This window comes from Sphingobium sp. LF-16 (assembly GCF_003711185.1).
GTDB lineage: Bacteria > Pseudomonadota > Alphaproteobacteria > Sphingomonadales > Sphingomonadaceae > Sphingobium > Sphingobium yanoikuyae_A.
This window is the reverse complement of record NZ_CP029335.1, coordinates 667825-689446: the sequence shown is the minus strand read 5'-3', so window position 1 is coordinate 689446 and position 21622 is coordinate 667825. Positions and strand designations below refer to the sequence as shown.

Here is a 21622-nt window from a genome sequence, read left to right as displayed (position 1 = left end):
CAGACAGGCTCTAACTGCCTTCGGCGGACACCAAAATTATCGAATTGTCGCTGCCCGGAACGGCGCGGATGCCGAAGCCGCTTTCGAGCGCGTCGACGAAATCCTGCGACCGGTCGAGGCGGAAGGCACCGCCGACCCGCAGGCTGGCGATCGCCGGATCGCCGATCACCAGCGGGGTGGGGCGATAGCGGTTGAACTCCTCAACCGCCTGGGCGAGCGTGTCGCCCTCGAACTCGACCATGCCCGCCTGCCAGGCGGTGCGCTGCCGGATCTTGGCCGGTTCCAGATGGGTGACAGCGATGCTGCCGCTGCGCACGGCGGCGCTGCGCCCGCTTTCGATCCGACGGACGGCGGAGTCGCCGTTGCGGACCGCCACGATCCCCTCGATCACGGTCAGTTCGGTGACATCGGCGCGCAGGCGGACGTTGAACATCGTGCCCACGGCGCGCACCAGCGTCCCGTCGGCATTGACGATGAAGGGCCGCTTCTTGTCATGCGCGACGTCGAACTGCGCCTCGCCCTTCAGCAGGGTGATCTGCCTGATGTCGTCGCGCAGGGCGACCTCGACCGAGCTGTTGGTGTTGAGATGGATGCGGGAGCCGTCGGCTAGCTGCACCGTGCGGGTTTCGCCCAGGGCCGTGCGATAATGATCGACCGTGCCGAGCAGGCGCAGCGCGACGGTGGAGGCGACGCCGATCGCGGCGGCTGCGGTCGCCAGGCCGATGAGCAGGCCACGCCGGCCGACCAGGTGCGGCCGGATTTCGGCAACGGGTTCTTCCGGGGCGGGATCGTCGGGCAGCGCGATTGCGGGCGCTGCAGGTTCGTCCCGCTGGCTGGCGGGCAGTTCGTTGAGCCGCTCGGTCAGTTCCCAGCCGGCCTCCGCCTTGGCAAAGGCGAAACCATGGGCAGGGTCCAGCGCCACCCAGGCATAGGCGTCATTCCAGTCTTCCGGGGCGTCGCTCGCCCGCGCCTTAAGATACAGACGAGCCGCTTCGGCCTCGATCGCCTGCATGTCCTCCGCGCTTCTGTAGCGACCAACCAAATCCAGAACCCTCAAACTGTCCGATGGCTTGCATTATCTTCACAGCCGCGCGCGTCAAATGCTTGTCCACTGTAAAGACGGATAGCTGCATCTCCTCTGCTATCTCCTTGACCGATTTCTCATGGACCCGGCGCAGGATGAAGGCTCGCCGGCATTGCGCCGGCAGCGTGTCGAGAATGGCCTGGAGATGGCGCAGCTCGTCGCGCGCGTGCAGCGCTTCCTCGGTCGAATTGTCGGTCTGGAGCACGTCGAGTTCGGCGACCAGTTCGAGCGACACGATCTTCTCGCGCCGGGCCTCGTCGATCAGCAGGTTGCGCGCGATCTGGAACAGGAAGGCCTTGCCGCTCTGTGCGCGGTGAATGTCGCCATTCGCATAGGCGCGGGTCATGCATTCGGCGACGATGTCATCCACATCCTGGCGGTGGGACACCACCCGGCGCAGGCGGGAGCGCAAGGCGCCCTCATGGGGCAGGATGGCCTGCTTGAACCAGTCCAGCCTTGCCCTGATCGAGTCCACGTCCACAGCCACGCTTGTCCCCCTGTGCTTATCATTCTCCCCTCCGGCGCGCCCGATCCGGCGCTGCGTCGAGGCAGTGCCAGACCGATAGCGAAGGCCCCCTCGTCACAAAAATGAGATATTTTTAAGCGTCGTTAGCAGAAACGCGATCGGCCTCCGTATCCACCACCGAAGGGCAAATAATTTCGCAGCCCAATCATTTCACGGGGGATATGATGTCGCGTAATTTTCGGAACGTTTCTCTGTGCGCGGTCGCAACAGTTGTTGCCCTCAGCACCCAGTCGGCGGCAGCCGCGGAGCCGGCGAAATTCAAGATTCCGGCCCAGTCAATGCAGACGGCGCTGACGCTCTTCGCCAAGCAGTCTGGCATCCAGCTTCTCTTTCCCTATGATCAGGTCGCCGGCCTGCATGCCCAGTCGGTCAACGGCAAGATGGCGCCCGATGTCGCGTTGCAGCGGCTGATCGCCGGATCGGGGCTGAAGATCACGCTGTCGAACAACAATGTCATCGCCCTGTCGCTGAGCGCCCAGGCGCACAAGAGCCGCGCCGTCGAAGTCGCGAGCCTGGGCATCACCGCCCTTCCCTTCGCGATGCAGGCCAGCGCCGCGCCACAGGCCAGCACCGCCGCGGCCGAGGAAGCCCCCGGCCCGGCGATCGTCGTGACCGGATCGCGCGGCCAGGCCCGCACCGTGACCGACAGCCCGACGCCGATCGACGTCATTTCGGGTGCGGATCTGACCCGCACCGGCAAGGCGGGCGTGTTCCAGGCGCTCAACACGCTGGTGCCATCCTTCAACCTGCCGGTGCGGGCGGGCGGCGCCACCTCCACCGTCATCGCAACCGGCGGCCTGCGCGGTCTCAATCCCGACCAGGCACTGATCCTGGTCAACGGCAAGCGTCGCCACAAGACCTCGCTCATCAACGCGGTGTCGACGCTCTACAACGGCTCGGTCCCGGCCGATCTGGACATGATCCCGACCGCCGCGGTCGATCATATCGAAGTGCTGCGCGACGGTGCCGCCGCCCAATATGGGTCGGACGCCATCGCCGGCGTCATCAACATCATCCTGAAGGATGACAGCAGCGGCGGCTCCGCCAATTTCACCGCCGGCCAGAATTTCGACCGGTCCGATGGCGAACTCTACCAGGCCGACCTCAATTTCGGGATGAAGCTGGGCGAGAACGGTTTCGCCAACCTCTCGCTCAACCTCAAGAAGCAGGAAATGTCGAACCGGGCGCAGCCACTCGCCGACTGTTCGGTTACGGCCACCACCACCTGCCTCTATCCGCTGGTGAACGGGCAGCTCGATCCGCGCGACGCAGCCGCAGTCGGCACCGAACGCATCGTCACCACCAGCTATGGCGTCATGCCCTCCCGCAGCATCAATACTGCGCTCAATGCCGGATATGATCTGGGCGGCGTCGAACTCTACGCCTTCGGCACCTACAGCCAGCGGCGGTCGGACCTGTGGTACAGCTATCGCTACCCCAAGGACATCAACAATGTCATGGGCATCTACCCCAACGGCTATCGCCCCCATATCATGATCGACGAGGAGGATTTCGAACTCACCGTCGGCGCGAAGGGCGAAGTCGCGGGCTGGGACTGGGACTTTTCCACCGGCTATGGCCGCAATCGCGCCCGCCAGTCGTCGGAAGGCACGCTCAACCCCTCGCTGGGCACGCTCAGCCCCACCGAATTCTATATCGGCACCCTCAAATCATCGGAGTTCGTCACCTCGCTCGACGTGACCCGCGGCTATGATGTGGGTGGCGGCAACCTGCAGGTGTCGGCCGGCGCGCAGCAGCGCCATGAACGCTACCAGACCTTCGCCGGGGATGAGGCCAGCTATGCCGTAGGCCCGGCGATCGTGTCGGGCATGACGCCGGGCGCGCAAAGCTCGGCCGGCTTCCAGCCGGGCGACGCGGCCTATATGTCCCGCGACAATGTTTCGCTGTATGCCGACGTGGCGTGGGATCCCAACAAGGATATCACGATCGGCGCCGCTGCACGCTTCGAACATTATGACGATGGCAGCGGCAACACGCTGATCTGGAAGGTCAATGGGCGCTATGCCGCGACCGACTGGATCGCCTTTCGCGCGGCCGCCAATACCGGCTTCCGGGCGCCCGCCGTCGCCCAGCAAATCTATACCCAAACCACCAACCAGTTCCGCACCGTCAACGGTGTTCCCAACCAGTTGCTGCAGATCAAGACTCTGGCCGTCGACGATCCGGCCGCGATCGCGCTGGGCGCCAAACCGCTCCAGCCCGAAACATCGTTCAACATCTCCGCTGGCGTGGTGCTGACCCCGCTGCCCAATTTCAACCTGACGATCGATGCCTATCAGATCGACGTGGATGACCGCATCACCATCACCAGCACCCTGACCGGCACGGCGATCTCCAACATCCTGATCGCCAGCGGCGTACCCGAAGCGGAGGCGCGGACGCTGACAGCGCAATATTATACCAACGCGATCGATACCCGTACCCGCGGCATCGACGTCGTCGCATCCTACAAGCATGGCCTGTTCGACACGGTGAACATGCAGTGGAATCTGGGTTTCAACTACAACAAGACCAAGATCACCCACATAATCGACAATCCGCCCGAACTGGCCGCGCTGGGCAGCGACTATGTCCTGTTCGATCGCGCGCGTCGCAGCAACATGACCAACAATCTGCCGCGCACCAAGCTGTCGATCAGCAACCTCGCCACCATGGGCGACTTCACCCTGTCGTCGCGCCTGACGCGCTTCGGCGGCTTCAAATCCTACCAGAACGGCGTCACCAGCAATGGCGTCACCACCTATCCGAATGATCGCAGCTATGGTGCCAAGTGGATCACCGACCTGGAGGCCAGCTGGCAGGTCACGCCACTGGTCAACATCGCGATCGGCGCGAACAATATCTTCAACGTCTATCCCGACAAGAACCAGGCCAGCGACGTCAGCGCCACGCTGGGCCAGGGGCTCTATGCCGGCACCTCGCCGATCGGGTTCACCGGCGGCTTCTATTATGGCCGCGTCGGCCTGAGCTTCTGATCCATCACCGACCAAGGCGCCGCTTCGCACGGGGCGGCGCATTTTCTGCACTGACGGGAGAATGATGGCGATGCGCCATATGACGATCTGGCTGGCGGCCCTGGCTGCTTCCTCCGCGATGACCGCCTCGGTAGCGGCCCCCTCCACGCGTTGGGGCGGCGGCGAAATATTATGGGACAGTTTCGGCGTGCCCCATATCTACGCAAAGACCGAGGAAGGCGGCTTCTACGGCTTTGGCTATGCCCAGGCCCAGAGCCACGGCAACCTGCTGTTGCGCATGTATGGCGAAAGCCGCGCTCGCGCTGCCGAATATTGGGGCGAAAAATATGAGAGCCAGGACAAATGGCTGGTCGCCAATGACGTGCCGGCCCGCTCCGCCCAGTGGTTCAGACAGCAGACGCCGCAAATGCAGAAGAATCTCGAAGCCTTTGCAGCCGGGGTGAATGCCTATGCCGCCGCCCATCCCGACAGAATCGCGCCGGAAGTGAAGGTCGTGCTACCGCTCCGGGGCGTCGACATCATCGCCCATGCCCAGCGGCTGATGAATTTCGGCTATATCGCATCCGACCGGAAGGTGCTGACCGATCCGTCGATCAACGAGGCGGGCGGGTCGAACGCCTGGGCGGTCGCGCCTTCGCGCTCGGCCAGCGGCAAGGCGATGCTGCTCGCCAACCCGCATCTGCCCTGGGCGCCGAGCCAGCTTACTTATTATGAGGCACAGATCACCGCGCCGGGCCTGGCCATCTACGGCGCGACACAGGTCGGCCTGCCGGTGTTGCGCTTCGGCTTCAACAATGATCTTGGCTTCACCAACACCGTCAACACGATGCAGGGTTTCACGAGCTATAAGCTGGTGCTGGAAGGCGATGGCTATCGCTTCGACGGCAAGACGCTGCCGTTCGATACGGTGACGAAGAGCTACAAGGTCAAGCAGGCGGACGGCACGCTGAAGAGCGTCAGCTTCGAACAGAAGAGCACGGTCCATGGCCCGGTCTTCACCCTGCCTGACGGCAAGACGACGGTCGCGCTCAAAGTCGCCGGCCTCGACCGGCCCGGCGTGCTGGAGCAATATCTGGAGATGGGCAAGGCGCGCGACTGGGGCGCGTTCGAAAAGGCGCTGCGCAAGATGCAGGTGGTGATGTTCAACATCATCTATGCCGACCGCGCCGGCCATATCCTCTATCTCGACAACGGCCTGCTGCCCAAGCATGCGAGCGGCGACCTCAAATATTGGTCGGCGCCGGTGCCGGGCGATACCTCGGCCACGCTGTGGAAGGATGTCCACAGCTATGACGACATGCCCAAGCTGCTCGATCCGGCCACCGGCTTCGTCCAGAACGCCAATGATCCGCCATGGCTGGCGACCTGGCCCCGCGCGCTCGATCCCAAGAGCTTCCCTGCCTATGTCGCGCCGGTCGGGCCGATGAGCCAGCGGGCACAGATGTCGGTCAAGCTGATGAGTCAGACGCCCAAGATCAGCTTCGACGATTTCGTGTCGCGCAAGCTGACCACCACCTCGCTGATGGCGGAACGGATGCTGCCCGACCTGCTGGCGGCAGCCGCCGGATCGAACGATGCCGATGTGCAGGCGGCCACGGCATTGCTCAAGGGCTGGGACCACCGGTTCGAACCCGACAGCCGCGCTGCGCTGCTGTTCGAAACCTGGGCCGGCCTCTTCGCGCCCAAGAATTTCACCGACCAGTCCAACTATGCCGTCAAATGGACGCTGGATGACCCGCTGGAAACCCCACGCGGCCTGAAAGACCCGGCGGCGGCCGTCGCCATGCTGAAGGAAGCGGTGGCGAAGACGAAGCAGCTTTATGGGGCGATCGACCGGCCGTTCGGGGAGGTTTCACGCTTCCATATCGGCGATGTCAGCGTGCCGGCCAATGGCGGCTTCGGCAATACCGGCGTGTTTCGCACCATCACCTGGGGGCCGATGAAGAATGGCGAGCGCACGCCAGTCCATGGCGAGACATGGGTTTCCATGGTCGAATTCGGCACGCCGATGAAGGCCGTCGGCCTGATGAGCTATGGCAATAGCAGCCAGCCCGGTTCCCGGCACAATAGCGACCAGTTGCAATTGCTGGCCGACAAGAAGTTCCGCACCCTGTGGATCAGTCGTGCTGACGTGGAAGGGCATCTGGAAGAGAAGACCGCGTTCTGACAAGCAGCGCGCGCCGGGGTGCAGGTGCTGCATCCCGGCGCGCGCGAATGGATGCGGCTGTGCTGCATCACGCAGGCACAAAGCCGCTCCCCTTTTACCCCTCTTCGCCCATCAAAGCCTCGTCGTCGCAACCCCGCGTTGCGGCTCAGTGATGCGCACTCCCCCTGCCCAGACCGCTCGCCATCCGAAAATATGACCCTCAACGCATATTTGCGTTGACTTCAATCAACTGCGTTAATATCAAAATTGCACTATCGGATAAAAATAAACCGAGAGGATGGGGAGAAGTGCAATGCGAGGACGAGCGTCTTCATTATTCCTGACGGGTACCGCCCTGTTCACGATGGCCAGCGCGGCCGCCGCCCAGGAGGCCACGCCGCCGGCGGACGCCCAGAGCGGACAGGCATCAGCCCAGGATATCGTCGTCACCGGAACCCGCATCGTGCGCGATGGCTATACCGCGCCGACGCCGGTGACCGTCGCATCGACCGAAGAGCTGGTGAAGGCGACCCCGTCCAACATTCCCGACGCGCTCAACAAGCTGCCGCAGTTCCAGAACTCGTCCAGCCCGTCGCGCAGTTCGATGAATTTCGCCAACACCGCGGCGCACGGCAATGTGCTCAATTTGCGCGGCGTCGGGCCGCTGCGCACGCTGATCCTGTTCGATGGCCAGCGGGTGGCGCCGACCACCTATCTCGGCACGGTCGATGTCAATGTCATCCCCAACCTGCTGATCCAGCGGGTGGACGTGGTGACCGGCGGCGCTTCGGCAGCCTATGGCTCCGACGCCGTCTCGGGCGTCGTCAATTTCGTGCTCGACAAGAAATTTACCGGCCTGACCGGCGTCGCCCAGGGCTCGACGTCGCAGCGCGGTGATAATCAGGGCTATCGCTTCGGTATCGCCGGCGGTTTCGACTTCGGTGGCGATCGCGGCCATCTGTTGCTGAGCGCCGAGACTTTCAAGAATAATGGCATGCTGCGCAGCGACCGCAAGCTGGGACGTGGCGCCTATAGCTATGTCGGCAGCACGGTCGGCTGCACCAATCCCAATGCTGCGGCCGATCCGACCGCCTGTTCGCCCGGCGGCTCGCTCAATCCCTATATGATCGCATCCGGCGTGACGCTGAGCGCCGCATCGGAATATGGCAAGATCACGTCGGGGCCATTCACCAACTACCGATTCGACGCCAATGGCGCGCTGGTGCCGTTCAGCAACGGCACGGCAACCGGATCGCCGGGCTATTTTGTCGGGGGAGACGGTTATGCGATCTCGCCTGACACGCAGGCGGTCGCCCCGCTGCATACCTATCAGGCCTTTGGCCGGGCGAGCTGGGACTTCACGCCGGACGTGACCGGCTATGTCCAGGGCAGCTTCTCGCGCAGCGACCTGTCCTACACCTCGCTCGCCAACAGCCTGGTGCCGCCAACGGCCGCCACGCTCTACAGCGGCAATCCCTATCTGCCGGCCGAACTTCAGGCCGCCTTCACCCCGACCAGCCAGTCGATCACGCTCGCCCGCTATGGCGCCAATTCACCCCGGCCCCACACGACGGAACGCACCGATTACTGGATGGTCAATGCCGGGTTCGAAGGGACGCTGGCGGACAAATGGAAATGGAATGTCGCCTTCAACCATGGCGACTCCAATTTCTCGGTCGCACAGGAAGGCGTCTGGGATTGGCAGCATTTCTATGCCGCGACCGATGCCGTGCGCAATGGCAGCGGCCAGACCGTCTGCCGGGCCAGCCTGAGCGCCGATCCGACGATCGCGGCCCGCTACGCCAACTGCCAGCCTTTCAATCTGCTGGCCACCGGCGACGCCTATGCCAGTCAGCCTGGCTATGACTATGTCGTGGGTACGTCGCGGTACCGCGCCCGCATCTGGCAGAACGCCATGTCGGCTAGCATCCAGGGCGCCCTGTTCGACCTGCCCGCCGGTCCGGTCGACGTCGCGCTGGGTGCGGAATATCGCCGCCAGAGCCTGCGCCTGACCAGCAATGCCAACCCCGCCGATCTCGACACGACGGCGGAACGCAGCGCCTATTTCGCCGGCCTGCGCGGCGTGCCTTCGTCGGTTTATCATTATTGGCTGACCAATGTCGGCGAGGCGTCGGGCGACCTGAGCGTCAAGGAAGTGTTCGGCGAATTGGCGGTGCCGCTGCTCAAGGACCAGCCCTTTGCACAGGAACTGAGCCTGAACGCGGCCGGCCGCTACACCGATTACAGCACGTCGGGATCGGTCAAGACCTGGAAGCTCGGCGCCACCTGGAAGCCGATCAGCGACCTGCTGCTGCGCGGGTCGGTCTCGCGCGATATCCGCGCGCCCAATCTGTTCGAGCTGTTTGCCGGCGATCAGAGCGCGATCAGCCTGCTGGTCGATCCGGTCAGCGGCATCACCGCCAATGTGCCGCAGGTGACGGGCGGCAACCCCGATCTGAAACCGGAAAAGGCCGATACGCTGACCTTTGGCGCAGTCATCACGCCTTCCCTCCTGCCGGGGCTCAGCCTGTCGGTCGATTATTACCGGATCAAGATCAAGGATGCGATCGGCACGTTGAGCCTGACCCAGATCGTCAACAATTGCAGCCAGAGCGGCGGCACCGCGCCCGAATGTGCGCTCGTCACCCGCGACACGCCGACATCCTTCCCCAGCCAGATCCGGGTGGCGCCCGCCAATATCGCCTATCTGGAAACCAGCGGCATCGATTTCGACGCGTCCTACCGGACCGAACTGGCGGGCGGCAATCTGGGCCTGCGCCTCTATGCCAGCTATCTCGACACCTATCAGACCCAGCAGTCGTCGACCGCGCCCGTGCTGGAATATGCCGGGATCAGCACGATCAGCAGCACACCGGAAGGCCGCCCGCGCTGGCGTGGCACGCTCAGCGTCAATTACGAGATTGGCCGGGTCGGCGTCTTCCTCAACCAGCAGCTGATCGGCAAGGTGAAGCTGGGCATCCCCGGCGGGCTGGGAAACGGCCTTGGCCAGACGATCGGCGCGGTCGGCTATACCGACATGACGCTCAGCTACCGCTTGCCCGTGGCCAACGGTCACGTCGAATTCTTCGGCACCGTCAACAATCTGTTCGACAAGGATCCGCCGTTGATCCCCGGCACCATTCCAGGCGTCAACATCGCCACCAATTTCGCGCTTTACGACACGGTAGGCCGCGCCTTCACGGGCGGCATCCGCTTCAAGTTCTGAAAGCCGGACGGCGGCCTGGTGCCGCCGTATCTCTCTCCCTGGGCGCCGGCTGCCAATGCAACCGGCGTCTCTTTTTTGTCCAAGGAGGTCGCCTTGCCCCATGCTTCGCCCCGTCCCTTCCATCGCCCGTCCAGCAGGGTCTTGAGCGCGGCATCCTCCCTGGCGCTGCTCATGGCGCTCTCAGCGCCTGCCGTCGCCCAGACCTCCGATGCTTCGGCCGCGAAAATCTATGGCCGCACGCCAGCGGAATCCTCGCCACCCAGCTGGCCTCAGCCAGTCCGCGCCGCCAAGGGGGCTCCCAATATTCTGATCGTCATGACCGATGATGTCGGCTTTGGCGCCAGCAGCACCTTTGGCGGCCCGATCCCGACGCCGACCTTCGACGCGCTCGCGCAGGCCGGCCTGCGTTATAACCAGTTCAACACCACCGCCATCTGTTCGCCGACCCGCGCCTCGCTGCTGACCGGGCGCGATCCGCAGGCGGTCGGCATGGGCTATGTCGCCAACTGGGCGACCGGCTATGACGGCTATAACAGCGTGATCCCCAAAAGCGCCGGCACCATGGCCCAGATCCTGAAGGAAAATGGCTATAATACGGCGATGATCGGCAAGGGGCATGTCACCCCGGAATGGGAAATGAGCCGCGCCGGACCGTTCGATCGCTGGCCCACGGGCCTGGGCTTCGAATATTTCTACGGCTTCCTGGGGGCCGACAGCAGCATGGCCGAACCCAATCTGGTCGAAAATACCGCGCATGTGCAGGCACCAGCCGATCCCACCTATCATCTGGAACATGACCTGGCCGATCACGCGATCCGCTGGATCGACGAGCAGCATGCGGCCGCCCCGGACAAGCCCTTTCTCCTCTATTATGCGACCGGCACCGCCCATGCCCCCAACCAGCCGCCCGCCGACTGGATGGCACGCTTTCGTGGCAAATTCGATGCCGGCTGGGACGCGATGCGGGCGGAAACGGTCGCCCGGCAGAAGCGGCTGGGCGTGATCCCGCAGGGGACGGACGATGCCCCCCGGCCCGACACATTGCCGCGCTGGGACAGCCTGACCGCCGATCAGAAGCGCCTCTATGCCCGCTATATGGAGGCTTATGCCGCGTCGCTCGCCTATGCCGACGCGCAGATCGGCCGCGTCATCCAGCGGCTGCGCGACAATGGCGAGATCGACAACACGCTGATCATCTATATCCAGGGCGACAATGGCGCGAGCGCGGAAGGCAGTTTCGACGGCAAGCTGTTCGAGCAGTCGGCGCTGAGCGGGGTGAAGGAAAATCCCGATTATGCCCTTGCCCATATCGACGATATCGGCACGCGACATGCCTATAATCTGATCCCCGGCGGATGGGGCTGGGCGCTCAACGCTCCCTTCCCCTGGGCCAAGCGCTATGGCTCTCATTTCGGCGGCACGCGCAACGGCATGGTCATGTCCTGGCCGCGCCATATCCAGGATCCGGGCGGGCTGCGCAGCCAGTTCCACCATGTCAGCGACATCATGCCGACCGTGCTGGAGGCCGCCGGGGTGAAGGCGCCCGAGATACTGGACGGCGTACCGCAAAAGCCGATCACCGGAATCAGCATGGGTTACAGCTTCGCCGCGAAGGACGCCCCCTCGCACCGCACGACCCAGGTGTTCGCGATGGCGCAGAATCTGAGCGTCTACAAGGATGGCTGGGTGGCCGCGACCGCGCCGATGGTGACGCCGTGGGAACGCACGCCGCCGCCGCCCGTGCCGATCGACCAGCGCGTCTGGCAGCTATATGATACCCGCTCGGACTTCAGCGAAGCGCATGACCTGGCCGCTGCCCAGCCGCAAAAGCTCGCCGCGCTCAAGGATCTGTTCTGGGCTGAAGCGGCGACCGCCGGCATCCTGCCGATCCATGGCAGCGAAGGCGGGCAGAAGGGCCGGCCCGATCCTAATGCCGGGCGCGCCCTGTTCACCTATCATGGCCCGATCGGCCCTATTCCAGAGAGCGCGGCGCCGGGCCTAGTCGGCCATTCCTTCACCATCCGCGCGCAAGTCACGGCTCCTGCCGATGGCGGCCAGGGCGTCATCGCCGTGCATGGCGGCCGTTTCGGCGGCTACAGCCTGTTCCTCGACCAGGGGCGGCCCAGATTCACCTATAATCTGACGCCCGCCCATATGAGCCGGATTGCCGGCACCGCGCCCCTGACGGCGGGGCGGCACGATATCGGCCTGCGCTTTGTCATGGACCGGGAAGCGCCGACCAGCGGCGCCACCGCCACGCTGCTGGTGGATGGAAAAAAGGTCGCGCGCGGCCGGATCGACCGCACCTTCGCGCTCGTCGTGTCGCACACCGAGGATTTCGAGATCGGCCAGGACAGTATCAGCCCGGTCGATCCTGCATATGATGTGGTCAGCAGCCACTTCACCGGGACGATCGAGCAGGTGGATATCAGCCTGCCCTAGGGTCCCTTTGCTTTTCGCATTTTGCGAGCCGTCAGCTGTGCCAGCTGACTTCAAAATGCTTTAGCAATAGCGCGCCAGCCAGGCCTCCACCGACACCGGCAGGTCCGGTTCCCCCGGCGGGGCGAGCAGGCTGGCGCGCGCGCTCATCATCACGTCGCGGACATGCGCCTCCAGCGGCACGGTGCGATCCTCGGGCGGCATATGGTCCCAGCGAACTAGCAGGCTCTGCAGCATCATGTTGCAGAGCAGGATGCGGTTGCGCGCGACGTCGGGATGCACCCCCTCCATCAGCGCGCGCAGATGGCCGATCACCCGGAACAGGTTCTGCGCCCTGTCCTCGACCGCCGCGAACAGGCTGGAGGTCAGCGACCAATATTGGGTCGCGAAATGCAGCAGGAAATGGGCATAGGGATGAGCACCTGCTTCATCCTTCAGGTCAAGCTGCGGCAACAGCAACATACCCAGCAATGCCATCGGATCGCCCAGATGACCGCTCGCTTCCGCCTGCGCCAGCATCCGGCCGCGTATCGGATCCATCTGCTCCACACGGGCGCCGAAGACGGCGGCGAGCAGCCCATCCTTCGATCCGAAATAATAGGTGACGGCATTGGTGTCGCCACAGCGGGCGGCCGTGGCAATCTCGCGCATCGACACAGCATCGATGCCGCGCGCCGCGAACAATGTTTCGGCAGCGCGGATGAGCCGCACCATCGGCGGCTCTGCATGACGCACCCGTTTCCTGACGGCGCTCAACTCTGGCAAGGCAATCATCTCCCGGCAATTGCAGGGCAAATTATTGCCGGATGGCGCTGGAAACCAGCCCCTTTCGACAAGCGGGGAGCGCGGAATTTAACAGCACCGGCCCGCTTTCGCGCATCGCGCCGCCGCCAGGATCACGCCCCCCTGCGCATCAGATAGATGTCCATGATCCAGCCATGCCGGGCCCGTTCCTGCGCGCGGAGCCCCGCGATCCTGTCCCGCACGACCGCCAGCGGCCCTTCGACCAGGAGTTGATGTTCCATGCCGAGATAGGCCCCCCACCAGATATGGATGCCGGCGGGATTGAGCGCGTCGAAGGCACAGCCCTGATCCAGCATCACGGCGACGCTGTCGCCGTCGGCCGGCCAACCATCGTCGCGCAGCCGGCGCCCGGTCGTGATGACCACCGGCGCGCCCAGCCGGTTGAGGGGGATGGCGTGGGCCGCGGTCAGCGCCTGCAGGCTGGTGATGCCCGGCACGACGCTTACCCGGATCGCCAGCCCCCTCTCCGCCAGCCGGTCGGCGATCCGCAGGCTGCTGTCATAAAGGGAGGGATCGCCCCAGACCAGCAGGGCAAGGCGGCCGCCATCGGGCAGGTGGCGTGCGATCTGTCCGGCCCAGGCCTGCGTGATGGCATCGTGCCAGTCCTGGACGCCGCCAATATAGTCGCCGCGCGCATCGCGCACGGGCAGGTCGAACTCCACCACCCGCACCGCCCGCGTCAGCACGGCCGCGCAGATGGTGCGGCGCAGGTCGACAAGGTCGGACTTGGCACTGCCCTTGCGCGGCAGCAGGATGAGGTCGGCGCTGTTCATCGCCCGCACCGCCTGGGTCGTCAGATGATCCGGATTGCCGGTGCCGATGCCGATCAGATGCAGGTCGATCATCATGCGCTCGCAATCATGTGGAAGAAGGAACCGCTGGCCCAGCCGCGCCGCGAGCCGGTTTCCGCGACCGCAGCACCATCGGCATCGGTCACCCGCATCAGCGGCGCGTCATCTTGGCCCAGGATGGTCGAATAATGGAACTCATGGCCGCGCAGCATGGTGCCGGCGCGCAGCCCCGCGACAGGCGCCAGCAGCTCCGCCCGCCGATAGCCCAGATGCAGGCGGCGATCCGCATGGCTAGTGACAAGGCCGAGCAGCCCGGCCATGCGATGGGCGGTGCCGTCCCGGTCGATCAGCGCATCCCCCAGCACCATATAGCCGCCGCATTCGCCATGGACCGGCCGATCCTGAGCATGGCGGCGCAGGCCCGTCAGAAAGTGCTGCGCGCCGGCGATGGTCCCGGCGTGCAGTTCGGGATAGCCGCCGGGCAGCCAGATCAGGTCGGCATCGTCGGCTGGCGCCTCATCGGCCAGCGGGGAGAAGGGCATGATCTGCGCCCCGGCCTGTCGCCAGCCTTCGAGGAGATGCGGGTAGAGGAAGGAGAAAGCCACGTCCTGCGCCACCGCGATCCGTTGTGCCGGGGGATCGGGCAGGCGCGCGCCGGCCCTGACGCCGTGCGCCCGTGCGGCGTCCCGAACCGCGGCGAGATCGACCCGCTCCCGCATGAGTGCGCCATGGCGCTCCAGCGCCTGATCGAGCCCCTGCTGCTCGCCGGCCTGCACCAGCCCCAGATGCCGCTCGGGCAGGCTGAGGTCCGCGTGCCGGGGCAAGGCGCCGAACACCGCAATGCCCGCCGCCGCCAGCCCTGCCCGCGCCAGCCGTTCATGGCGCGGGCTCGCGACGCGATTGAGGATGACGCCCGCAATCGTCACATCGGGATCGAAACGCGCAAAGCCCAGCGCCGTCGCCGCAGAGGATTGCGCCTGTCCGGATATGTCGAGCACCAGCAGCACCGGCCAGCCCATGCGGCGCGCCACGTCGGCGGCGGTGCCATGGCCGGCCGCACCCCGACCCGCCACCCCGTCGAACAGGCCCATCGCCCCTTCGGCCACGATCATGTCGGCATCGCCGGCCTCGGCCGCCACACGGTCCAGCAGCGCGCCGTCCATCGCCCAACTGTCCAGGTTGAAGGACGGCCGGCCACAGGCGGCGCGATGGAAGGCCGGGTCGATATAGTCCGGCCCGCATTTGAACGGCTGCACCGTCACGCCCGCTTCGCGCAGCGCGCGGAGCAGGCCGAGCGTGACGGTCGTCTTGCCGGTGCCCGATGCGGGCGCCGAAACGAGCAGGCCCGGCACCGTCACTCGGACGACCCGGCGTAGCGCGATCCGGCATGCTGGGGCCGGAAACGCCGGTCATAGCCCTGCGCATAGAGGCTGCTTTCGGCAAAATCCGCCGCATCCAGCGCCGGGCCGACCAGGATGATGGCGGTGCGCTCCATGCTGCCCGCGACCGCTGCCTCGATCGACGAAAGGGTCGCCCGCACGATCCGCTGGTCGGGCCAGCTTGCCCGCCACACGACCGCGACCGGGCAGGATTGCCCATAGGCCGGCATGAGATCCGCCACCACCTGCGCCAGATTGTGGATCGACAGATGGACGGCCAGGGTCGCGCCCGTCACCGCGAAATTGGTCAGGCTCTCGGCCGGGGGCATGGTGCTGGCCCGCCCCGGCGTGCGCGTCAGGACGAGCGACTGGGCCAGTTCAGGCAACGTCAGCTCCACCTCCAGCGCAGCGGCCGCCGCAGCGAAGGCGGGCACGCCGGGCGTCACGGTGAAGGGGATGTCCAGCGCCCGGAGGCGGCGGATCTGCTCGCCCATGGCCGACCAGACCGACAGGTCGCCGGAATGGAGCCGCGCCACATCCTGCCCGGCGGCGTGGGCGGCGGCGATCTCCGCCACGATGGCGTCCAGGTCCATGGGCGCGGTATTGACGATGCGCGCGCCGGGCGGGCAATGACCCAGCACCTCCGCCGGCACCAGCGACCCGGCATAGAGGCATATCGGGCTGGCCGCGATCAGATCGCGGCCGCGCAGGGTCAGAAGGTCGGGCGCGCCAGGGCCGGCGCCGATGAAATGGACGGTCATGATGATGCTCCTTGAGCGATGGCGCAGGTCGCCATGCGATCGGGGGAAAGGCTGCGGGCTGCGCGCAGGCGGGCGCCTTCCCCCGCGCCGGCCAGGGCACAGGCTTCGGCGACGCTGCCGGTGCCGCGCGCGCCCAGCGAGGCCGGCGATCGGGTGATGGTGGGCAGGGACGCGAGGCGATCGGCCGCAATGGGGATGAGCGGCAGGGCCAGTTGCGCGGCCAGTTCCGCCAGCCCCCCGGCCTTGTCCGCCAGCGTGGCGAGATGGGTGACATCCCGTCCGCCGCCGGCCGCCACCAGCGCCGCCCGCAGGGACGCGGTGGTCGCGCCGGCACGGAAACCGAAGCCCGCGACGATCATAGCGTGACGCTCCACTGCACCACCGGATAGCGCGACCGCCAGCCATGGCGATTGCCGAGCGGCGCGGCGTCGGCCAGTTCGATGCGCAGCAGGCTGCCGCCCCGCCGCCCGTGCCAGAGCGCCAGCAGCGCCTCCGACTCCAATGTCACGGCATTGGCGACCAGCCGCGTGCCGGGTGGCAGCAGCGCCTCCAGCCGTTCCAGCAGCGCCTGCGACAGACCACCACCGATGAAGACCGCCTGCGGCATCGGACCATCAGGCAGCACGTCCGGCGATCGACCGATCATCAGCTCCAGCCGATCCACGCCCAGCGCACGGGCATTGGCGCGGGCGCGATCCGCACGGGCCGGATCGGCCTCCATCGCGCAGGCGCGATTGGCGGGATGGGCCAGCAGCCATTCGATCGCGATCGATCCCGAGCCCGCGCCAATGTCCCACAGATAGTCGCCCGGCCGGGGCGCCAGCGCCGACAGGGTCAGGGCGCGCACCGGCGCCTTGGTGATCTGTCCGTCATGGTCGAACAGCGCGTCGGGTCGACCACTGGCGACCGTCAGGACAGGGCCGTCACCGGCGACCTCCAGCCCGACCGCCACGGGATGAACGATGTCGGGCAGTATCGTCGCCCCCGCCTCGATCGACCGGATCCGTTCGCGCGGGCCGCCGAGGCTTTCCAGCACATGCAGGCGCGACGCGCCAAATCCCCTGGCCGACAACCAGGCGCCAAGTCCCGCCACCGCCGCCCCGTCGCGCAGCAGCACCAGCGCCCGCGCGCCCGGCGCGAGGTGCGGACGCAACTGATCCAGCGGCGCGGCATGCAGGCCAAGGCACGCGACATCCTGTATCGCCCAGCCCAGCCGCGCCGCCGCCAGCCCGAAGGTGGAGGGCGCGGGATACGCGCACCATTCATGGGCCGCCAGATGGCGCGCGATGCTGCTGCCCGCGCCGAACCAGAAGGGGTCGCCCGACGCCAGCACCACCACCGGCCGCCCACGATGCGCCAGCAGCCGCGCGATCCCGTCCGCGAAGGGCACTGGCCATTCGACCATCGGCGCGCTAATCCCGCCGAGCAGCGCAAGGTGCCGGGCCGGCCCCATGACCAGGTCCGCCGCCGCCAGTGCCGCGCGGCTTGCCGCAGACAGGCCGTCCATCCCGTCCTCGCCGATGCCGACGATCGTCAACCAGGGGGGAGAATTCATGTCATCCATGCCCAATATCCTGCTGCTGGGCGGCACGACGGAGGCAAGCGCGCTGGCGGCCTTGCTGGCGGCGCGCGGCATCCGCGCGACCTTCAGCTATGCCGGACGCACGGCCAGCCCGCGGGCACAACCCCTGCCCGTGCGGGTCGGCGGCTTTGGCGGGGTGGCGGGACTGGTCGCGCATCTGCGTGCGGAAGGCATCACCCATCTGGTCGACGCCACCCACCCCTTTGCCGCGACGATGAGCGCCCATGCGGTGGCGGCTGCGCATAGGGTGGGAATCGCCCATGCTGCGCTGACCCGTGCGCCCTGGACGCCCGTCCCCGGCGATCGCTGGACCACGGTGCCGGACATGGCAGCGGCGGTGGCCGCGCTCGACGGCCCGCCTCAGCGGATCATGCTCGCCCTGGGGCGCATGCATGTGGAGGACTTCGCCGCCCAGCCCCAGCATCATTATCTGCTGCGCTTCGTGGATGCGCCGGACGCGGTGCCCCCCCTGCCCGATCATGCCCTGATCGTGGATCGCGGCCCGTTCACGGTGGCGGACGACACAAGCCTGCTGCGCGATCATCGCATCGACCTGATCGTCGCCAAAAATGCCGGTGGCACGGGCGCAGCCGCCAAGCTGGACGCCGCGCGCGCGCTGGGCCTGCGCGTGCTGATGATCGACCGGCCCGCGCTGCCCGATCGGTGGGAGTTCCACCGGCCCGAGGATGTGCTCGACTGGATCGCTCATCCCGCCGCCTCGTCGGGGATGCCGCGCGGCGTGTAGAGGATCGGCCCGCGCGGCCGCTCGATGATGCGGGTCCGGCTCGACCCGACGATCACCATGGTGCGCATGTCCGCCATGTCCGCCCGCGCCTGCCCCAGCGGCACGATATGCAGTGTCTCCTGCGCGGTGGTCACGGCGCGGGCGAAGAGGATCGGGCGTGCATCGCCACAAAGTTCCCGCAACAGCGCCAGCGTGCGCACGAACCCTTCCGGCCGCGACGCCGACCGGGGATTGTAGAAGGCCATGGCGAAATCCGCCTCCGCCGCCAGCCGCAGCCGCTTTTCGATCAGGGACCAGGGCTTGAGATTGTCCGACAGGTTGATCGCACAGAAATCATGGCCAAGCGGCGCGCCCGCACGCGCCGCAGCAGCCAGCATCGCGGTGATGCCGGGCAGCACGCGAATGTCGATGTCGCGCCAGTGGGCAGGTCCGGCCTCCAGCGCCTCGAACAGGGCGGATGCCATGGCAAAGACGCCCGGATCGCCCGAGGAGACGACGACGACCCGCCGCCCCTGCGCCGCCAGCTCCAGCGCATGGGCCGCCCGGTCCAGTTCCACCCGATTGTCCGAAGGATGCAACGCCAGCCCCGCACGCGGCGCGACCCGCGCGACATAGGGGATATAGCCCACCACGTCGGTCGCGGCAGCCAGCGCGGCGTCGACCTCCGGCGTCAACAGCGCTTCGCCCCCTGGCCCAAGCCCCGCGATCGCGATCCAGCCCCCCTCTCCCGCCGCAAGATTCATGGCCGGCGCCCTTGGCCGTGGATCAGCAGGATCGAGAAATAGGGCGTGACCCTGTCGACATCGGCCAGCCGGGTCACGCGCTGTTCCGGCATGGCGGCATGTTCGACCAGCCATGCTTCATCGCTGCGCCCGGCCGCCGCCACCGCGCGGCGCAGCTTGGCGAGGTGCCGGCCGATCTTCATCACCACCAGCGCGTCGGTATCGCGGATGCGGCGGACCAGTTCCTCTTCCGGCAGCGTCGCCATCGCGACGGTCAGCACATCGTCACCCCAGGTGATCGGCAGGCCGGTCGCATTCCACGCGCCCGACATGCCCATGATGCCGGGGACCACTTCGACCGGGACCAGCCCCGCCAACCGGCTGTGCAGATGCATGAAGGAGCCGTAGAAAAAGGGATCGCCCTCGCACAAGACGACCACATCCTCGCCCGCCTCCGCGATCGCCAGCAGCCGGCCGGTGCAATCGGCATAGAAGGCGGCAAGGCAGTCGTTATAGCGCGGATCGGTGACCGGAATTTCGGTCGTCACCGGATATTCCATCGCCAGTTCGATTGCATCGTCCCGCAACATGCCCTGCGCGATGCGGCGCGCCTGCCCCGGTCGGCCGGCCTTGCGGAAATAGGCGACATGCCGTCCCCCCCGCACCAGCCGGTCGGCGCGCACGCTCAGCAAGTCCTGCGCGCCGGGGCCAAGGCCCACGCCATAGACGGTGCCGCTCATTCCGCGCGGCTCGCCAGCGCATTGATCGCCGCGACCGTGATCGCGCTGCCGCCAAGCCGCCCGTCGACGACGCAGCAGGGGACCGGCTGCGCCGCCCACAGTGCCGCCTTGGATTCCGCCGCGCCGACGAAGCCGACCGGGCAGCCGATGATCGCTGCGGGGCGCGGACAGGCCGGATCCTCCAGCATGTCGAGCAGGTGGAACAGCGCCGTGGGCGCATTGCCGATGGCAACCAGTGCCCCGGCAAGATGCGGCCGCCACAATTCCAGCGCGGCGGCGGATCGGGTATTGCCCATCGCCCGCGCCATGTCCGGCACGGCGGTGTCGTGCAGGGTGCAGAGCACGGCATTGTCGGCGGGCAGGCGCGCGCGCGTGACCCCTTCCGACACCATGCGCGCATCGCACAGCACCGGTGCCCCTGCGGCCAGGGCCTGCCGCGCCGCCGCTGCAAAGCCCGGCGAAAAGCGGATATGGGCCGCCAGGTCCACCATGCCCGCGGCATGGATCATGCGCACGGCGACCGGCTCCTCCTCGGCAGCAAAGCGCCCGAGGTCGGCTTCGGCGCGGATGGTGGCGAAGGACTGGCGATAGATCGCCGCGCCATCCCTCTCATAATCATGGGGCATCAACAGGCTCCGAAATGGGCAAGAAGGTCGGTGGCGGTGAGGTCAGGACGGACGGGCGCCGATCCTGCGCGGGCATGGAAGGCCAGGTCGTAGCGCCCGTCCCGCCCCGTCAGCACGATGTCGGCCGGAATCGAACTGGCGCAGCCCTTGGCGCAGCCGGAGACATGAAGGCGGCCCGCCACATGGGGGGCCAGCTGGCGGGCGAGATCGCGCGTCTCCACACTCGCCTGCGGGCAGGCAGGCGCGCCGGGGCAAGCCTCCACATGGATCAGCGGGTCGGCAGCGTCTGCGCACAGGCCGGGCAGTTGCCCTTCGGCCAGCAGCATGCGCCACGGGGTCAGCCGCATGGCCGGCGCGTCGAGAAGATGCCGCGCGTCGATCCGGCCGAAGGGAAGACCGTAGGCCATGCCGCCATCCCATGCGCCGGGCATCAGCCGAGCACTCGGCGACGCCGCCTCTGCCGTGCCCGTTGCCCAATCCGGCAGGGGCGCATCATGCCGGGCCATGCGCCCCACGCGCGCGCCGTCGCTCTCCACGAACCATCGGGCTAGCGCGAGCAGCGCATCCACTTCGCCGCCGCTGTCCACCGGCACGCCTTGTGCCCGCCCCTCCGCACGCAAGATCAGGCCGCCGTCCCGCGCCCGCTCGATGCGAAAATCCCCCGCTTCGCCGGACAGGAGCGGCGCGGCGCCGGCATCGATCACGAAGCCCATCTTGCCCGGCAAGTCCGGTAGTTCGTCCAGGCGATCGAGCAACTGGCGGGCGATGCGATGGCTGTCGTCGCCTTCGCGCCAGTCCGGCGCGACCATCACCATGCGCGCGCCCTCGCGCCTGGCATCGTGGTCGACCAGGCCAAGATCGAGCAACCGGTCGAGCAAGGAACGCCAGCTATCGTCGCGCACGCCGCGGATCTGGAGGTTGGCGCGCCGGGTCATGTCGATCAGGCCGTTGCCATGGGCGATCGCCGCTTCGCCCAGCGCCGCCAGGTCGTCGGCCGAAAGACGGCCGAAGCGCGGCTTCACGCGCACGATCAGCCCGTCGCCCGCCGCCATCGG

The 21622-nt window shown here is 66.8% G+C and carries 17 protein-coding genes; 5 read left to right on the top strand and 12 right to left on the bottom strand.

Features of this window, described 5'->3' with window-relative positions:
* Positions 1 to 10: 10 nt before the first annotated feature.
* On the bottom strand, positions 11 to 1012 hold the full coding sequence (locus tag DIZ22_RS03380) for a FecR domain-containing protein (protein WP_048937532.1): 1002 nt from the start codon (positions 1010 to 1012) through the stop codon (positions 11 to 13).
* Positions 972 to 1571: an RNA polymerase sigma factor gene (locus DIZ22_RS03375; RefSeq protein WP_080993572.1), complete on the bottom strand. Its 600-nt coding sequence runs from the start codon at positions 1569 to 1571 to the stop codon at positions 972 to 974. Before DIZ22_RS03375 ends, DIZ22_RS03380 begins: the two co-directional genes overlap by 41 nt.
* 317 nt (positions 1572 to 1888) lie before the next feature.
* Here DIZ22_RS03375 and DIZ22_RS03370 point away from each other — a divergent pair, with 317 nt between their 5' ends.
* The 4 genes from DIZ22_RS03370 (at position 1889) to DIZ22_RS03355 (ending at position 12420) form a co-directional block, all read left to right on the top strand.
* Entirely contained in the window at positions 1889 to 4606 is a 2718-nt protein-coding gene (locus DIZ22_RS03370; protein WP_234415618.1) for a TonB-dependent receptor, read from the top strand.
* A gap of 79 nt (positions 4607 to 4685) precedes the next feature.
* Positions 4686 to 6773, top strand: a complete 2088-nt coding sequence (locus DIZ22_RS03365) for an acylase (protein WP_234415619.1) — start codon at positions 4686 to 4688, stop codon at positions 6771 to 6773.
* Between the two features lie 343 nt (positions 6774 to 7116).
* Complete coding sequence (locus DIZ22_RS03360; RefSeq protein WP_048937531.1) at positions 7117 to 9978, top strand: TonB-dependent receptor; 2862 nt, start codon at positions 7117 to 7119, stop codon at positions 9976 to 9978.
* A 171-nt stretch (positions 9979 to 10149) separates the two neighbouring features.
* Positions 10150 to 12420, top strand: coding sequence for a sulfatase-like hydrolase/transferase (locus tag DIZ22_RS03355; RefSeq protein WP_048937530.1), 2271 nt, complete (start codon positions 10150 to 10152; stop codon positions 12418 to 12420).
* 60 nt (positions 12421 to 12480) lie between these two features.
* Here DIZ22_RS03355 and DIZ22_RS03350 read toward each other — a convergent pair whose 3' ends face one another.
* The 6 genes from DIZ22_RS03350 to cbiE form a co-directional block, all read right to left on the bottom strand.
* Entirely contained in the window at positions 12481 to 13131 is a 651-nt protein-coding gene (locus DIZ22_RS03350; RefSeq protein WP_048937529.1) for a TetR/AcrR family transcriptional regulator, read from the bottom strand.
* Between the two features lie 182 nt (positions 13132 to 13313).
* A complete protein-coding gene (cobF, locus tag DIZ22_RS03345; protein WP_122928748.1) occupies positions 13314 to 14066 on the bottom strand; it encodes a precorrin-6A synthase (deacetylating) in 753 nt (250 codons plus the stop codon).
* Positions 14066 to 15370 (bottom strand): cobyrinate a,c-diamide synthase, encoded by a 1305-nt coding sequence (locus tag DIZ22_RS03340; RefSeq protein WP_048937528.1) that lies wholly within the window; start codon positions 15368 to 15370, stop codon positions 14066 to 14068. The genes cobF and DIZ22_RS03340 overlap by 1 nt, the downstream gene beginning before the upstream one ends.
* On the bottom strand, positions 15367 to 16152 hold the full coding sequence (gene cobM / locus DIZ22_RS03335) for a precorrin-4 C(11)-methyltransferase (RefSeq protein WP_048937527.1): 786 nt from the start codon (positions 16150 to 16152) through the stop codon (positions 15367 to 15369). The genes DIZ22_RS03340 and cobM overlap by 4 nt, the downstream gene beginning before the upstream one ends.
* A complete protein-coding gene (locus DIZ22_RS03330; protein WP_048937526.1) occupies positions 16149 to 16511 on the bottom strand; it encodes a cobalamin biosynthesis protein in 363 nt (120 codons plus the stop codon). The genes cobM and DIZ22_RS03330 overlap by 4 nt, the downstream gene beginning before the upstream one ends.
* Complete coding sequence (gene cbiE / locus DIZ22_RS03325) at positions 16508 to 17716, bottom strand: precorrin-6y C5,15-methyltransferase (decarboxylating) subunit CbiE (RefSeq protein ID WP_122927907.1); 1209 nt, start codon at positions 17714 to 17716, stop codon at positions 16508 to 16510. The genes DIZ22_RS03330 and cbiE overlap by 4 nt, the downstream gene beginning before the upstream one ends.
* Between cbiE and DIZ22_RS03320 the strand changes: the two genes are divergently transcribed.
* Entirely contained in the window at positions 17715 to 18479 is a 765-nt protein-coding gene (locus tag DIZ22_RS03320) for a cobalt-precorrin-6A reductase (RefSeq protein WP_048937524.1), read from the top strand. The genes cbiE and DIZ22_RS03320 overlap by 2 nt on opposite strands.
* Here the strand turns inward: DIZ22_RS03320 and cobJ are convergent.
* The 4 genes from cobJ to DIZ22_RS03300 are packed head-to-tail and all read right to left on the bottom strand — an operon-like array spanning position 18440 to position 21619.
* Positions 18440 to 19222 (bottom strand): precorrin-3B C(17)-methyltransferase, encoded by a 783-nt coding sequence (cobJ, locus tag DIZ22_RS03315; protein ID WP_122927906.1) that lies wholly within the window; start codon positions 19220 to 19222, stop codon positions 18440 to 18442. The two genes, DIZ22_RS03320 and cobJ, sit on opposite strands and share 40 nt — an antisense overlap.
* The gene (gene cobI / locus DIZ22_RS03310; RefSeq protein WP_004210125.1) at positions 19219 to 19941 is read right to left on the bottom strand and encodes a precorrin-2 C(20)-methyltransferase; all 723 of its coding nucleotides are present in this window, start codon (positions 19939 to 19941) and stop codon (positions 19219 to 19221) included. Before cobI ends, cobJ begins: the two co-directional genes overlap by 4 nt.
* Positions 19938 to 20567 carry a precorrin-8X methylmutase gene (locus tag DIZ22_RS03305; RefSeq protein WP_004210124.1) on the bottom strand — a complete coding sequence of 210 codons (630 nt, stop codon included), beginning with the start codon at positions 20565 to 20567 and terminating at the stop codon, positions 19938 to 19940. Before DIZ22_RS03305 ends, cobI begins: the two co-directional genes overlap by 4 nt.
* On the bottom strand, positions 20567 to 21619 hold the full coding sequence (locus tag DIZ22_RS03300) for a cobalamin biosynthesis protein CobG (protein ID WP_048937523.1): 1053 nt from the start codon (positions 21617 to 21619) through the stop codon (positions 20567 to 20569). Before DIZ22_RS03300 ends, DIZ22_RS03305 begins: the two co-directional genes overlap by 1 nt.
* Positions 21620 to 21622 lie beyond the last annotated feature (3 nt).